14 protein-coding genes and 1 pseudogene are annotated in these 14,490 nt (G+C 64.3%); 5 read left to right on the top strand and 10 right to left on the bottom strand.

Going from position 1 to position 14,490, the window contains the following annotated elements; translation table 11 throughout:
- The first annotated feature begins 103 nt into the window (after nt 1-103).
- Together E3T61_RS12295 and E3T61_RS12290 are read left to right on the top strand one after the other, a co-directional pair.
- Nucleotides 104-1,168, top strand: coding sequence for an aldo/keto reductase family protein (locus tag E3T61_RS12295; RefSeq protein ID WP_241992539.1), 1,065 nt, complete (start codon nt 104-106; stop codon nt 1,166-1,168).
- A 1-nt stretch (nt 1,169) separates the two neighbouring features.
- A complete protein-coding gene (locus E3T61_RS12290; protein ID WP_241992538.1) occupies nt 1,170-2,162 on the top strand; it encodes a LacI family DNA-binding transcriptional regulator in 993 nt (330 codons plus the stop codon).
- A 126-nt stretch (nt 2,163-2,288) separates the two neighbouring features.
- On the opposite strand, the gene E3T61_RS12285 is transcribed toward E3T61_RS12290, so the two are convergent.
- From E3T61_RS12285 to E3T61_RS12275, 3 genes are read right to left on the bottom strand one after another with little or no spacing between them, the layout of a single operon-like run.
- Complete coding sequence (locus E3T61_RS12285; RefSeq protein ID WP_134641144.1) at nt 2,289-3,077, bottom strand: class I SAM-dependent methyltransferase; 789 nt, start codon at nt 3,075-3,077, stop codon at nt 2,289-2,291.
- A gap of 9 nt (nt 3,078-3,086) precedes the next feature.
- On the bottom strand, nt 3,087-4,625 hold the full coding sequence (locus E3T61_RS12280) for a putative bifunctional diguanylate cyclase/phosphodiesterase (RefSeq protein WP_134641189.1): 1,539 nt from the start codon (nt 4,623-4,625) through the stop codon (nt 3,087-3,089).
- A gap of 39 nt (nt 4,626-4,664) precedes the next feature.
- Entirely contained in the window at nt 4,665-5,036 is a 372-nt protein-coding gene (locus E3T61_RS12275; protein WP_134641143.1) for a DUF7793 family protein, read from the bottom strand.
- Nucleotides 5,037-5,213: 177 nt separating this feature from the next.
- Here E3T61_RS12275 and E3T61_RS12270 point away from each other — a divergent pair, with 177 nt between their 5' ends.
- Nucleotides 5,214-6,332 carry a LacI family DNA-binding transcriptional regulator gene (locus E3T61_RS12270; protein ID WP_338145528.1) on the top strand — a complete coding sequence of 373 codons (1,119 nt, stop codon included), beginning with the start codon at nt 5,214-5,216 and terminating at the stop codon, nt 6,330-6,332.
- 2 nt (nt 6,333-6,334) lie between these two features.
- On the top strand, nt 6,335-7,840 hold the full coding sequence (gene gtfA, locus E3T61_RS12265; RefSeq protein ID WP_134641142.1) for a sucrose phosphorylase: 1,506 nt from the start codon (nt 6,335-6,337) through the stop codon (nt 7,838-7,840).
- A gap of 129 nt (nt 7,841-7,969) precedes the next feature.
- On the opposite strand, the gene E3T61_RS12260 is transcribed toward gtfA, so the two are convergent.
- The 5 genes and pseudogenes from E3T61_RS12260 to E3T61_RS12245 all read right to left on the bottom strand — a co-directional run bounded on the left by E3T61_RS12260 (nt 7,970) and on the right by E3T61_RS12245 (nt 10,772).
- Nucleotides 7,970-8,338, bottom strand: a complete 369-nt coding sequence (locus E3T61_RS12260; protein ID WP_134641141.1) for an HNH endonuclease — start codon at nt 8,336-8,338, stop codon at nt 7,970-7,972.
- A gap of 44 nt (nt 8,339-8,382) precedes the next feature.
- Nucleotides 8,383-8,691: a hypothetical protein gene (locus E3T61_RS12255; RefSeq protein ID WP_241992536.1), complete on the bottom strand. Its 309-nt coding sequence runs from the start codon at nt 8,689-8,691 to the stop codon at nt 8,383-8,385.
- An 81-nt stretch (nt 8,692-8,772) separates the two neighbouring features.
- Nucleotides 8,773-8,865, bottom strand: a pseudogene (locus tag E3T61_RS22685) (DUF2510 domain-containing protein); the annotation flags it as partial.
- Between the two features lie 221 nt (nt 8,866-9,086).
- Complete coding sequence (locus E3T61_RS12250) at nt 9,087-9,380, bottom strand: DUF4287 domain-containing protein (protein WP_134641140.1); 294 nt, start codon at nt 9,378-9,380, stop codon at nt 9,087-9,089.
- Between the two features lie 348 nt (nt 9,381-9,728).
- Nucleotides 9,729-10,772, bottom strand: a complete 1,044-nt coding sequence (locus E3T61_RS12245; RefSeq protein ID WP_134641139.1) for a PDDEXK family nuclease — start codon at nt 10,770-10,772, stop codon at nt 9,729-9,731.
- 135 nt (nt 10,773-10,907) lie between these two features.
- Here E3T61_RS12245 and E3T61_RS12240 point away from each other — a divergent pair, with 135 nt between their 5' ends.
- Nucleotides 10,908-12,227, top strand: coding sequence for an LEM-3-like GIY-YIG domain-containing protein (locus E3T61_RS12240; protein WP_134641138.1), 1,320 nt, complete (start codon nt 10,908-10,910; stop codon nt 12,225-12,227).
- 10 nt (nt 12,228-12,237) lie between these two features.
- Here E3T61_RS12240 and E3T61_RS12235 read toward each other — a convergent pair whose 3' ends face one another.
- Together E3T61_RS12235 and E3T61_RS12230 are read right to left on the bottom strand one after the other, a co-directional pair.
- Entirely contained in the window at nt 12,238-13,047 is an 810-nt protein-coding gene (locus E3T61_RS12235) for a nuclease-related domain-containing protein (RefSeq protein WP_134641137.1), read from the bottom strand.
- A gap of 133 nt (nt 13,048-13,180) precedes the next feature.
- Nucleotides 13,181-14,239 (bottom strand): magnesium and cobalt transport protein CorA, encoded by a 1,059-nt coding sequence (locus tag E3T61_RS12230; RefSeq protein WP_134641136.1) that lies wholly within the window; start codon nt 14,237-14,239, stop codon nt 13,181-13,183.
- Between the last annotated feature and the right edge of the window lie 251 nt (nt 14,240-14,490).

The raw sequence follows: 14,490 nt of genomic DNA, 5'->3' as shown, positions 1-14,490 counted from the left end.
CTCCATGGGCACCGTTGACGCGGCACGAGCCCGCCCGTAGCCTGTACACGAAATGATTCGACTAGATTGTCGCGGAGACGCGACAGCACGAGCGGAGACGACTGTGACACACGCTCTCGACGCGCACGCGGAGCGCCCCTCAGCGCAGACCGGTGCCCGGCGGCGCCTCGCTGGCGGTGCCGGCATCCCCGTCATAGGGGCAGGCACTTTCGGTTCGGACCGTTACGACGCCGAGACCGTGGCGGCCGGCGTCGAGCACGCTCTGCGCGCCGGATTCCGATTGCTGGACTGCGCCAGCGTCTACGGAAACGAGCCGCTGGTGGGCGAGGCGATCCGAGACGTGCTCGGGTCGACCGAGCTGACGCGGGCGGACCTGTTCGTCATGTCGAAAATCTGGAACGACGCGCACGAGCCGGCGGATGCCGTGGATTCGGTGCTCACGTCGATCGATGACCTCGGTGTCGGGTACCTCGACGCCGTCTTCGTGCACTGGCCGTTTCCCAATCACCACGCGCCGCTGGCTGCCACCGATGCGCGGGATGCCTCGGCCCGGCCCTACATCCATGCCGAATTCATGCGCACCTGGGCGGCGTTGGAGAGTCTCGTGGACCGCGGACTCGTGCGCCACCTGGGCACCTCGAACGTCACCATCGCCAAGCTGAGCCGTATTGTGCGGGATGCCCGCATCCAGCCGGCGTTGAACGAGATGGAACTGCACCCGTGTTTCCAGCAACCCGAACTCTTCCGCCTCTGCCTGGACCACAACATCCAACCCATCGGATACTCCCCGCTGGGTTCACCATCACGGCCGGTGCGTGACCGCACCGACACGGATGTCTCCGACGTGGATCACCCTGTTGTCGTGAGCATCGCGGCCGACCATGGTGTGCACCCCGCCGCCATCTGCCTGGCGTGGGCGGTCAACCGGGGTCACATCCCGATCCCGTTCGCGGTGAAGTCGGCGCAGATCGAGGCGAATCTGCGTGCGGCGGAGATCCGTCTCACCCCGCACGAACTCGAGGAGCTTCGAGGTGTCGAGCGCAACAGCCGCCTCATCAAAGGTCAGGTCTTTCTCTGGCCGGGCAGCGCCGATTGGCTCGACCTGTGGGACGTCGACGGCACCATTCCCGGCTGGGGTGGCTACGGCACCCCGGAGGCCGAGGGCTGACGTGGCCACCTACAAGGACATTCAGGCGATGACCGGGCTCTCGCTGTCGACCATTTCCAAGCACTACAACGGGTTGCCTGTGCGGGAGAAGAACCGGCTGGCGATCGAGTCCGCCGCGGCGACCCTGGGGTTCCGGCTGAACGGGTTCGCCCGAAGCCTCCGGTCTCGCCGGTCGCTCACCGTCGGCGTCCTGTTGCCGGCCCTGGACAACGACTTCCACCTCACGATCATCGCCGGCGTCGAGGCGGCGCTGAGGTCCGATGGCATCAGCATTCTCGTGTGTTCCAGCCGACCGGCTCCCGGTGAGGCGGTGGATTTCCTGATGAGCAAGATGGTGGATGGCATCATCGCGGTGCCGACGTCATCCGATGTCGAGGCGCTGCGGCTGGTGGCCGCGCAGGGCGTGCCCGTCGTGGCCATCGACTGGATTGCCCCCGAGCTGGACACCGACAGGGTCGTGCTCGACAACGTTGCCGCCGGTGCCGCCGTGGCCCGTCACCTCGCGGACTACGGACATCAGCGGGTAGCCCTGGTGGGCGGTGACCCGATGATCTCCACGATGCGCGACCGGGCCGACGGTTTTCGTCGAGCCCTGGCGACTCGCGGTATCAGCATCGCCGACGAGTACATCAGCTCTGGGCCGCTGACTGCAGAGAACGGACAGGCCGCCACCGAGAAACTGCTGGCCTTGCCCGAGCGCCCGACCGCACTCTTCGCCGCCAACTACGAGTTGACGCTCGGGATGTTGATCGCCGTGAACGAATCGGGCCTGCGGGTACCCGACGATATTTCCCTGGTCGGCTTCGACAGCCTCGAACTGGCCCGGGCCGTGCGCCCGCGTCTCACCGTGTACAAGCAGCCGACGCTGGAGATCGCTGACGAAGCAGCCCGTCTCATCCGTGCGCGGCTCGACGGCAGTGCGTCAGCGACTCACGGCACCAGCAGCCTCACCGGCCGGCTCATCGTCGGAGCATCCGTGGCGGCGTTGCACTGAGCACGTAGCTGACGCGCCTAGTCAGCAGGCAGCAGAGTCGGCAGGATTGTCGCGTACCGCGCATGCGCAGCGGGTGTAACGGCTGAGGAGCGCGCCTCTCCCGGCGCGTCGCCCGGCCTAAGGTGTCTAGGCGCCGGCCAATAGAGCGAAATATCCCGGAACATGCTGCGATTGGCCGTTGGCGTTCATGGGAGTCACTTCGATGTGTGCCGGCCCGTCGGCGATCAAGTGCCAGTCCGAGTCCGGGAAGGTGTTGTGCCGTTCCTGCGTACCAAAATGTCCGGGGCGGGGCAGGTTTTCCAGGGCCCTTTGCAACTGCCGTGGCATGCTTCGCCGGGTAGCGCCCAGCTCTTGCAGGTAGGCGAGACTGCTTCCGGGGAAGTTGGTTTCGGCTAGGAATACCCGGCCGGTGTTCCCGACAACGGTGCGTAGGTTGGTAGCCAGGTTGGCTTGCTGGTCTGGTTTTAGCACATGAAAAACTCCGCGAACAAAAACGTTGGCAGGCCCCACTGACTCCAGCAGGTGCTCTCCAGCACCAGTTTCCGTTGCATCCATAGCCAGGAACTCAACGTTGTGGAGGCCTGCGGCTTCCCGCCTCGCTAGCGCGATGGCGCCGACGGATACATCAATGCCGATAGCCCTCGGGAAAAGACCAGCAAGCCAGCGGGTATTGGTTCCGTTGCCACATCCAACGTCGATGACGGGAAGAGCCGGATTGAAATGGCCCAGGACGGCGTCGGTGTACTGCTCGAGCTCGGTCTGGGATCCGGAGTCCCACAGCACGTCTCCCGAACGGCCGGTGGTGCGGATTCCGCGCCAGTACCCGTCCCACGCCGCTGACGGGTCCTTCGGTGCCCGGGAGGTGAGGCGTACTACCGATGGAACAAGTAGCATCTGCTCCCAAAGCTTTGACATGCTCTCACTCTACTGACGGTGCGCGAGACTCCTGAGCCGTCCCAGAACCATCTCGGGCGGTAGCGGGCGGTCATAGAAATAGCCTTGTCCGTATAGGCAACCCATCGTCTGCAGGAGAGTCGCCTGTTCGGCGGTCTCAATGCCTTCGACGATCGCCTTCAGGCCCGCCGAGTAGATCAGCTGGAGAATGGCAGCAACGAATTTTTGCTGCTGTGGGTCCGATGCCATGTCCTGAATCAGGGAACGGTCGACTTTGACCGTGTCTGCTGGAAGCGTTCGGAGATAACTGATGGACGAATAGCCGGTGCCGAAGTCATCAATTTGCAGCCCGACACCGAGATCTCGCAGCTCGCCCAAGACCTGTTCTTCCGCCGTTCCCTTCGACATCAAGACGGTCTCGGTGATCTCCAGAACCAATCGCGGGGGAGCCACATGATTCTTAGCGAGCGTCTCCCTGACATCTTCCAGCAGGTCACCGCGCAGCAGTTCGGCGGCGGAAAGATTGATGTGCAGGCAGAAGTCGGTGAGCTCAGGCTCGGTTTCGCTCCAGCGTCGCAACTGGGCGACTCCTTCGTGAAGCACCCAGCGTCCTAGTTCCAGGATCAGGCCGGTTTCTTCCGCGATGGGAATGAAGCTATCCGGCATGATGAGTCCGCGCACCGGATGGTGCCACCGAAGGAGGGCTTCGAAACCTATGACTGTTCCTGAGGCCAGTTCAACCACCGGCTGGTAACTCAGCGCCAGCTCGCCGCCGGCGACGGCGTTACGAAGCTCGGCTGTGATGCGTGAGCGTTCACGGACAGCGTCGAGCATGTCGGGCTGGAACAGCTGGATGTTGTTGCGGCCATGCGCCTTCGCCTGGTACATGGCGATGTCAGCATCCCGAATCAGCGACTCAGCCGGATGGCCCGGCGTGCCGATGCGCACCCCGATGCTGGCCATCGCCCAGACGGTTTCGGTTCCAACCTGCACGCTGTCCTGAAGCTGCGCCGACGCCCGGTGCGCAATATTCAGGACTTCCTCTTCCGTCGCTCCGATGACGAGGATGGCGAACTCATCCCCACCCAGACGTGCCACGGTATCGACGGCCCGTACGGCGCACTTGAGGCGCCGGGCAACCTCGATCAGTACTGCGTCACCGGCCCCATGGCCCAGAGCGTCATTGACGGCTTTGAAGGAATCCACGTCCAGCACCAGCACAGCCGGGGGTTTTCCACTGTCCGTGCTGGCCAGGATTGCCTCGTTGATTCGCTCGTTGAGCAGGGTCCTATTCGCAAGGCCCGTCAAGTCGTCGGTCTTTGCCATCTGTTCCAGCTCGGCCTGAGTTTGCCGCAGCATGGCGGTACGGTCAGAAACCTGCTGTTCCAGATTCGAGTAGATGTAACTGAGTTCCTCGGCGAGGAGGTTGACGCCGGTGATCACAGCGTCGATGTCATCCCTCAAGTCAGACGGCTCTATCCGCGCGTCCAGGTCGCCGGCAGCCAACCGGACAACACCCTCCACCAACTGCTGCAATCGAGGGTCTTCGGCGTCGTCTCCCGAGCTCATGTCACCCAAAGACGCACTCTGCGCAGCGCTTCTGCACGCCTAGACACCGGCAGTAAGCCATTTCATGGCTTCGCTGCGCGAGGTAAAGAATTTAGTCGGACACGGCGGAATGTGCACACCGAGAAAGAAATTCGCCAAGACTCGGTCAACAGGTGATTTGCCCAGAAGAGCAATGCGCGAGGCGCTGCAGGGAATAGACCACACGGCCCTGGCCTCTCGGCTCACCGACCCGACCGCTGCCATATCGACGAGCATGCCCCGCCGTTCGTTCCCGCACGCGTCGTTGACTTTCGCCATCGCGACGTGTGCATCTTCGACCTCAATGTGAGCCCCGGGCTGCCAGCGCAGATGGAGAATTCCATCGACCGTTTCGAGAGTCTCTTTTGCGCCGTCTGCAGCGACCGGATCCATTGCAACGTCCTCCCCCCGGGCACGCAGCCGAACCGTTCAGCCACTCCTCAAAGCTACTCGTGTTCAGGTGCGTATCAAATCAATCCCCGACCAATATTCACGCCGGCGCCCGCCCATCTGCTAAATCCATTCAGCACGTCTAAGGTGGAAGCCGAAGCCGGCAGAGAGCGTCCGCAAATTGTCGCCCCACGAACCCCGAAGAGGCATCCCATTGCAGAGAAGCGGGTCACCCTGGCCGACGTTGCCCGGCGCGCCGGACTCTCGTCCTCCGCGGCATCCATGATCCTCAACGGCCGACCCGGCACCCGGCTCTCCGAAGACGCGCACCGGCGGGTGCACGACGCGGCGCTGCAACTCGGCTACCGCCCGAATGTGGCCGCGAGGTCGCTCCGCACCGACCGCACGGCCACCATCGGTTTCATCTCCGATGTGGTCGCCACCACTCGCTTCGCCAGCGGGCTCATCCGGGGTGCCCTTGCCGCCGCCGAAGAAGCCGGCCACGTGGTCTTCGTGCTGGAAACCGGTGGCGATCCCGACCGGGAGGCCCAGGCCGTGCGCGCCATGTTGGACCGGCAGGTCGACGGGCTAATCTTCGCGTCCATGCAGGCCCGGGAGGTCACGGTGCCGGAGGTCCCGAGAGGGATCCCCGTCATCATGCTCAACGCCACCAACGCCCTTCACGCCAACTCGGTGCTTCCCGACGAAGAGGCCGGCGGCGCCGACGCGGTGCGGTTGCTCCTCGAGCAGGGGCTCGGCGATGCCATCGTGCTCCTGGGACGAAACACCGAGATCGAGCACGACACCGTCAAGTCGTCCACGATCGCGAGGCGGATGCTCGGCATCCGCAGCGAGATGCGCGCGCACGGTTTCTCGTTTCTGGAGGAGATCCCGAGCCCGAGCTGGGAGCCCGGCGACGGCTACGCCGCCACGACCGCCCTGCTCGAGCGACGCGACGACGTGCGCGCCCTGCTCTGCATGAACGACCGGCTCGCCTTCGGCGCGTACCAAGCGATTGCCGAGACGTCGCTCAACATCCCGGAGAACATCTCGATCGCGTCATTCGACGACGACGAGATCGCCGGGTATCTGCGGCCGGGACTGACCACCGTGGCGCTGCCCCACGAGGCGATGGGCCGCGCCGCCGTGCAGGTGCTGCTCACATCCCGGCCCGCCGGACCGCTGCTGGTGCCCATGCCCGTCAGGGCGCGTGGCTCCATTCGACACCACCAGACATCCCCGATTTCACCAAACCCGGCACCCACGCACCAAACACCCACGCTCGAGACAACGGAGTAACCATGCGCAACCACGTGCAACTCATCGCCTACGCCGACCGCCTCGGCGGCAACCTGGCCGGCCTGCAGAGCCTGCTCGACACAGACCTGAAGGGTGTCTTCGGCGGGGTGCACATCCTGCCGTTTTTCACCCCGTTCGACGGGGTGGACGCCGGGTTCGATCCCATCGACCACACCGAGGTCGACCCGCGGCTGGGCTCCTGGGACAACGTGCGCGCCCTCGCCCAGAGCCACGACGTCGTCGTGGACGTCATCGTCAACCACGTCTCCGCCGACTCGGCGCAGTTCCGCGACGTGATCGCCAACGGGCGCGCGTCGCGCTGGTTCGAGATGTTCCTCACCATGGATAAGGTCTTCCCCGACGGCGCCCGGGAAAGCGATCTCCTCGGCGTGTACCGCCCGCGGCCGGGCCTGCCGCTGACCCAGATGACCCTCGGAGCCGAACCACACCTGGTCTGGACGACGTTCACCCCGCAGCAGATCGACGTGGATGTGCGCTCCGAGCTCACCCGGGACTACCTGCGCTCGATCCTCGACGCCCTCGCCGCCGCCGGGGTCACCCTGATCCGCATGGACGCCGTGGGCTACGCCGTGAAGACCCCGGGCACCACGAGTTTCATGACGCCGGAGACCTTCGCCTTCATCGATGAGCTGCGGGTCGAGGCCGCCGAGCGGGGCATGCAGACCCTCGTGGAGGTGCACTCCTACTACAAGCGCCAGGTGGAGATCGCGGCGCTCGTGGACTGCGTCTACGACTTCGCCCTGCCGCCGCTGGTGTTGCACGCCGCGCATTCGGGCGACCACGAACCGCTCCTGCGTTGGCTCGAGGTGCGCCCGACGAACGCCGTCACGGTGCTCGACACCCACGACGGCATCGGCATCGTGGATGTCGGCTCCGACCCCGACACCGGCGAGGCCGGCCTGCTCACCGACCCGCAGCTGGATGCTCTCGTAGAGTCGATCCACAACGCCACCGGCGGCACCAGCCGGCTCGCCACCGGGGCGGCGGCGTCGAATCTGGACCTGTACCAGGTGAACTCCACCTTCTTTGATGCCCTGGGCAGCGACGACCGCCGCTACCTGGCCGCGCGCGCAGTGCAGTACTTCACCCCGGGGATTCCCCAGGTTTATTACGTGGGCGCGTTCGCCGGCGGCAACGACACCGAGCTGCTGGAGCGGTCCGGCGTGGGCCGGGACATCAACCGTCACCGGTACACCCCGGAGGGGGTGCAGGAGAACCTGCAGCGTCCCGTGGTGGTGGCGGGCTTCGAACTCGCCCGATTCCGCAACACCTTCGACGTGTTCAACGGGTCATTCACGGCTGCCCGCGACGCGCTGACCAACGGTCTCATTCTGTCCTGGACCGACGGACCCCGGTCGGCGACGCTGACGGTGAACCTGCGGTCGGGCGACGTCACACTGGCCTGGTCGGACGGCGAGCAGACCGGCCAGGTCGACGATCTGCTCACGGCGGGCGCCTGGGCACCGAAGGCGAAAGGCGGCGCGTAGCGCATCCGCTTGGGGGCGGCGCGCCGCGGCGACCTGGTCGAGCCGAAGTTGCCGCAGCGGTAACCGGAGCAGGGACGAGGTGCATCGAAGCGCCCGCCCGGAGCCGGGCGCCCAGGAGCGTTGTCAGCCCTAATCTGCCGGGAGGAGAGTCGGCAGGATTGTCGCGTACCGGAGCAGGAACGTGCGCTCGTCGAGTTTCTTGCGGCGGAGCCATCCGGTGACTTCGTTGTTGTGTTTGCTCGCGTTGCAGGACGGGCAGGCGGGCACCACATTCTCGAGGGTGTACCGGCCACCTCGGGAAATCGGCATGATGCAGTCACGCTGCAGGGCAGTGCTCTCGGCTTGGCAATAGGCACACCCACCCCAGGCGGCGAGCAAGTCGGCCCACTCCGAGGCGGTGAGATCGTTGTCGACGCGGGCGAGCCGCCCTTTCCGTCGCTTCGCGTACCGCGCACGCGCAGCGGGTGAAACGGCTGAGAACTTGCGGCGAGGGGGCACGACTTAAAGGTACTTGGGCTCGGTGGCTCCCGGAGTTTCCTGCTCTAGACGAGCGTCGAGATCCGCCAAAGAGTCCACGCGGTCGACGCGATGCTCACCACGAGGCCGGCGATCGCCGTGCCTCGGCCGGTCCGCTGCACCCCGGCACCTTCGAGCTCGCCGGACTTGGCGAGGCCAATGGCCGAGAAGATGATTCCCAGCACGCTCGGAATCGCCACCGGATTAATGAGGCAGGAGATAAGGGCCATAACCAGACCGGTGTACGCCATCGAGTTGTTTCGACGAATCTCCCGGTCCCTCTCCTTGCGTGTCGCCTGTGGGGTATACAGCGGCGCCGAGTTGTGACTGGCCATTGGCACGTATGTTGACTTTGCGCTTGCTGGCCCGCCCGTGTTCCCGTAGACGGGTGCAGAGGGCGGAACAGGGACGGGTTCTGCGGTTCGTCTCTGAGCTGACCATTCTGTGCCTGTCCACCAGCGCAAGAGAGCTCCATCTTCAGGGTCTCGGTACCAACCGGATTCAGGCAAAGTCAATGGGATTCCCGTCGCGTGGGTGCGTCAGTCGACGCAACTCAACGGTAGGAGCGCGGGGGTCGTGCTCGCCAACCCCAGTGTGGGGTGCCCCTATCGAGCTAGCAAGCACAGCTTGTGGCTGGGCCAACGGCCTCGAATGGACCGCCCGGCAGGCCAAAATCAGCCTGACCGCGCGGTACGTGCCGGCCGTAGGCAGTGCAGCAGCTCGGCGTGATTCAGTTCTCGCGCTTGGCGAGGCCGTCGAGCCTCAGCGTCGAGGACTCGTCCCGGTGGCTGCCGTCCGTGCCCACATGCTTATCGGGGACCGCGCCGTCTGCGCCTTTTTTCAGTACTCCATAGAGCGCCATGGCGTGCCCGCGTCCGACGCCGTAGTCGTCACTGAGCCAGGCGATCACCTCGCCGGCCTTGGTAGTCGAATCGAAGCCGCGGGCGCTGGCTTCGTCGAGCAGTTCCTGTGGCGTCTTGCCCGTCTTCGTTTCGATCGCGTCGAGGTAGGCCTGGTATGACATTGCCGTTCCCTTCCGAGCCGACGGTGTCGTCTCGTGTGGTCTCGTTAGAACTCTAGCCGCCGACCTGCCGACGCTCGAGAGGCGTGGACTCAGCGGTTCACTCTGGGAGATCCGAGCCTTGCGAACATCGCTACCAGCACTGGAGAGCGGACAGAGCGCGTGGGCGCTGTGAACCGACGCCGCCATCACCCGATTGCTCCGATAAACATCCTTGGGTCCGCAGCGAAGCGCGATTTCCTTGTTCCGGATGCTCATCCAGCGCAGCCGGAACTTTTCCAAGCGCATCGGCAGACGGGCGGCGATCGCGAGAGCGAGATCCCCCGCACCGCGCGAGTCATCGGCAAGTGCTCAGACCTGAAGACCAACCTGCTCAGGCGCAAGCCGGCTCCAGCTGAGTGAAACGAACGGTTCTCCGACCTTCCGAAGACCGTCGAGCATCGCTTCCGTGCTGGTACCACCGAATCGGGGAGTCACCCAAGTCGTTCCGTCGTCTATGACGCCGAGATCGAACCATCGGTGTGAGGAACTCCGGTTCGGGTGTTCGCGAACGAATGCGTCTTCAACGGATTCGTCCGGGGCCGGGTGTACACCCAGCCATCGTGCCGGTTGCGTCGCAGACTGAATGTCCACGAGGGGCACACCCGCGGCGAAGAGTGTCTGCATCGCGGACTTCACTGCAGACTGTTTGCTCACGTTGAGAAACTGTTCCCCGTTGATTTGCAAGTTATACCGCGTGAAATCTCGCCCTGCCGCGATCACGCCTGTTGCCGCCGCCCCTTTTTGCCGCTGCTGAATCTGGAAGACCTTGGCTTCAGGCAGCGGGATGATTTGTTGGACATCGAGCAAGACATCAGCGCCCAGGCGGTATGCGACAAGACGGAAGCAGGAGATATCTGTGTTGTAGTTCTCGTTGAGCCAGAGAACCGTGCTTGTTATCTCGGTGCTGAAGTCGGCAGACACGAGGATAATCCGCACGTGATTGGGCAGCTCGTCAGTCGGTTCGATGAGCCAATTAAGGATTGTCTCTCTGGCCTCGGTCAGCGGAAGGCTCTGGGCGTCAGCGAATGTCTCCACGAGATGATCCAGCGTCACGGTGGACACCATTGCTGCATAGCGCAACGACTGCAGCTCCATGTGGCCGCCGTCCTCGGTGCGCTTCAGTTCAATAACGACCAATGTGCCCATGCGGTCGATCGCAAGGATGTCAATGCGTCGACGCGAGTCCTTGAACAGACTGTATTCCTCGGTGATAACGAGTAGGTCCTCGCTGATCACGTCAATCCGCTGCATCAGCAGGCGCTGCAAATCCTCTCGCTCGCGAATCTGCTCGGCAGCCAAAGTGGTGCGAAGCAGTGGTTCGATTTTGGCGGCTGAGTAGCGGTAGAGAGGCATGCGCCAAGTGTGGCGGAAGTGGAGAGAGGAACACCAGCAGCCCCGGTACCGAAAGGCGCCCCAACTTACGAATCCGGGGCAACACGGATGCCAATCCGAGGAGCGAATCGGTAGTCTCGAGCTACCTCCCCCACGGTGGTGGAGAGCAGCAAGGACATCATGGGTCAGCAGTTCGATGCGAGCGAAATCGAAGCGCTCAAGTACTACGTCTACGTCTATACAGACCCTCGCAACGACCGCCCGTTCTACATCGGCAAGGGCTACGGCAATCGGGCCTTCGCCCACCTCACCGAAGATTCGGACAGCGCAAAGGTCGCCCGCATTCGCGAGATCCGCAAGGAGGGCCACGAACCGAACATTGAAGTTCTGGCTTTCGGCCTCGACGAGACGACGGCATTCAAAGTTGAAGCGGCCGCCATCGATCTGATCGGATTCGAGAACCTGACCAACCGGGTCGTCGGCCATGGGGCCAAGCGCTTTGGGCGCATGGGAATGGACGAGGTACACGGGAAGCTGTCGTCAAAACCCATCGAGGTCTTCGACGACGACTGCGTTCTCATCCGCATCAACGACAGCTATGCGGACTCCGCGAAACAGACAGCGATGGATCTTTACGATGCGACCCGCGGCATCTGGCGGATGAGTCTTGCGAGTGCGAAGAAGGCCAAGTACGCACTCGCCATCTATGGGGGAGTGGTGCGCGAGGTTTATCAGATCGCCGCCTGGCTGCCCGCCGAGGCGACGATGTACGTGGACCAGGACCGCAATTACTCGCCGACGGACCGATTCGAGTTCGTAGGGCGCATCGCCGGTGACGAGGTTCGCAACCGCTATCGGTGGAAGTCTGTTGCGCATTTCTTCAAGCGCGGTGCCGCGAACCCCATCATGTACGTCGGCCCGCACCGCAACCCAGCGGTCGCAGCGGAGGCGACCGTCGACGTCTCCGCGTCGCCGACCCTCGCGATTGATGACACTGTCATCGTGGCGGCGCGCTCGGCCTACGGTGAGTACCTCGATGCAGCGGCTTACATCTGCCAGCCCGAGCGGTATTTTCGGGACAGCGTCACACACCTGGGCTTCTACGCGGCTCAAGAGATCAAGCCGGAGATCGCCGAGATCTTGTACGTGGAGGAGTCCGTGATCTTCTCCGCTGACGAAGCAGAGAGCCGATTGGGTTCCGCGCATCCGGACGTGCGGAAGGTCGGCGAACTCATTAGGGATCTGCTGTCGAGCGGCGGAAGGGACGCGGGGGAGGCCTACAAGGTGATGTTGCTCTCGCCTTCTGGCGAGGAGCGCACCGTGCACCTGCCGGCGCCGATCCGCAACGACAAGGTGACGGCCACGGGGAAGCCCTGGGGCTGGACGCTCGGGCAGCGCTACACGAGTCTTAACGCGCTGCGTCGCGGGCCCAGCACAACGTCTCAGCTCGAATCAGCCGGCGACGAGTTGAGCTAGACAACCCCGATCAGTGCGCTGCCAGCCACCAGAGCACAATCGCAGCCGCACCAAACGGCACCAGGACCGGAATCATCCGCCTGCCCAAGTCCGCCCAATACAAACGACGGCGAAGGAGTGCATCCATCACTGACACGCCGTCGTGCAGAGCCTCGAAGGCCAAGTTGATGGCGACGCCGTCCTCTGCCGGTAGCGGTTTCTTGTGCCAGGTTCCGGGTAAGACCGCTGCGGCCACGATGCTCTCAACCTGCTCGACGCTGAAGACCGGTCTTGTTGACAGAGTCCTCAGTAGCAGCCGCTCGCTGATGATGTGCAACACAACGCTCCCTCCATCGGGCGGTCGCTTTGTCACGATGCCTCGCACACCGACGAGCGCGATGACAGAGGTGACGGGCACGGTCATCCCGCTGGCAGCCGAGAGCAGGGCCGCGGCTCGTTCTGCTTCATGGGAAGCATTGCGAATATAGGGCACCTTATGACCATCCACCCGCATGCCCCTGCCGCCGATCCATACCGACTTGCCCGGGTGGTGCTTCGTGTTGATGGTGAAGACGCCGGCTTGACCAATGACGATGTGATCGATGTCGCTCGTTCCAGCCCCGACTGGCACCGAATGCAGCACAGTCCATTCCGGGCCGAGTTCAGCGAGCACCCTCCCCACTTGGCGCTCGCCGATCGCTCCGGTGTACCAGGGCCGGGCTTCTTCGCAGAGTCGAATCATTCCCGGTCGCGGTGGCGGAAGCTGGGCGCTGCTTTCCTGCGAGCCGAGCACCATAGCCATCAGTCCTTGCCCGGGCACGCGGCTGCGCAGATCAGTCATGGATGTTCCCCCATCGCCGGCGCGATCACGCCACTCTTGATCCTTCAGGAACGCGCCGAACAGCACCAACCCCCAAGAGGGGCTTCGGCGGCGGTGCCGTCCGTGACTGCAATCGTTACCCGGTGCGCGCCCGCTACAACCACTTCCGCCGCTTGAAGATCCCCCACAGCCCCAACCCCATCACTCCCATCGCCGCGACCGCCACCGGGTAGCCGAACTCCCAGTGCAGCTCCGGCATGGTGTCGAAGTTCATCCCATAGATGGTGCCCACCAGCGTCGGTGCGAACAGGATCGCCGCCCAGGAGGAGATCTTCTTCACCTCCTCGTTCTGTGCCAGGCTCACCTCCGACAACCGGCGGGTTTCCTCGTTCTGTGCCAGGCCGGCCTCCGAGATGCGGCGCATCTCGTCGTTCTGTTGCTGGGTCACCAGGGTGGCGTGCACGGTGAGCGCGTTCTCCAGCAGCGCCCGGAACGAGTCGGCCTGCTCGGTGACCCGCAGCACGTGGTCGAGCACGTCCCGGAACGAGCGCTGTAGCTCCACGTCCACCTGGTACTTCTCCGAGCCGCGCAGCAGCGCCTCGAGCATCCCGCGCAGCGGCCGGGTGGCGCGCTGGAAGTCGATCACCTCGCTGAGCAGTTCGTAGATGCGCCGGGACACCGACGGGTCGCCGCCGAAGAGCTGGTTCTCGATCTCGTCGATGTCGTTCTCCAGCCCGGCGACGACGGGGGAGTACGCATCCACCACCTCGTCGAGCACGGCGTGCAGCACGGCTTCGGGCCCGAGCGCGAGCAGGGCCGGGTTCGACTCCATCCGCCGGCGCACGTTGGCCAGGTCGGGGTTCTCGGCGTGCCGCACGGTCACGACGAAGCCAGGCCCGATGAAGACGTTCACCTCACCGAACTCCACCCGCTCCTCGGCGTCGAGGTACCAGGCCGGCCGCAGCACCACGAAGAGGGTGTCGCCGAACCGCTCCAGCTTGGCCCGCTGGTGACCCTTGAGTGCGTCTTCCACGGCCAGCGGATGCAGCGAAAACTCGTCGGCGACGCTGCGGATCTCGTCCGCGTCGGGCCGGTACAGCCCAATCCAGGCCATCCCGGCGCATTCGCGTAACTGCTGGTAGGTCTCGTCGAGGCTCTGCGGGCTGGAGGTGCGCTGCCCGGTCACGTAGATGCCGTTGTCGATGAGTGCCATGGTCGTACTCCGTCGTTCGGTCGACGAGAGCGTGTGAGCAAGCCCGAGGCGGCCACGGGGGCGTCAGGAATCGACGGCACACCAAAGGCCACCTCGTAAAGGAGGTTCAGTAGCGCGCCACCCCCGGCGCGACGCCCGACCTAGAAGGTGAGGGCGAAAACGACAACCGCGGAGGGAGTGGAGCGCGGACTATCACCAGCCATGGCTACTCACCCGCCTTCGATCGAAGATTGTCGTGGCCCTGCCTGGGC

This window comes from Cryobacterium lactosi (assembly GCF_004403945.1).
GTDB lineage: Bacteria > Actinomycetota > Actinomycetes > Actinomycetales > Microbacteriaceae > Cryobacterium > Cryobacterium lactosi.
The sequence above is the reverse complement of the archived record's forward strand: the minus strand, read 5'-3'. Positions and strand labels throughout refer to the sequence as shown.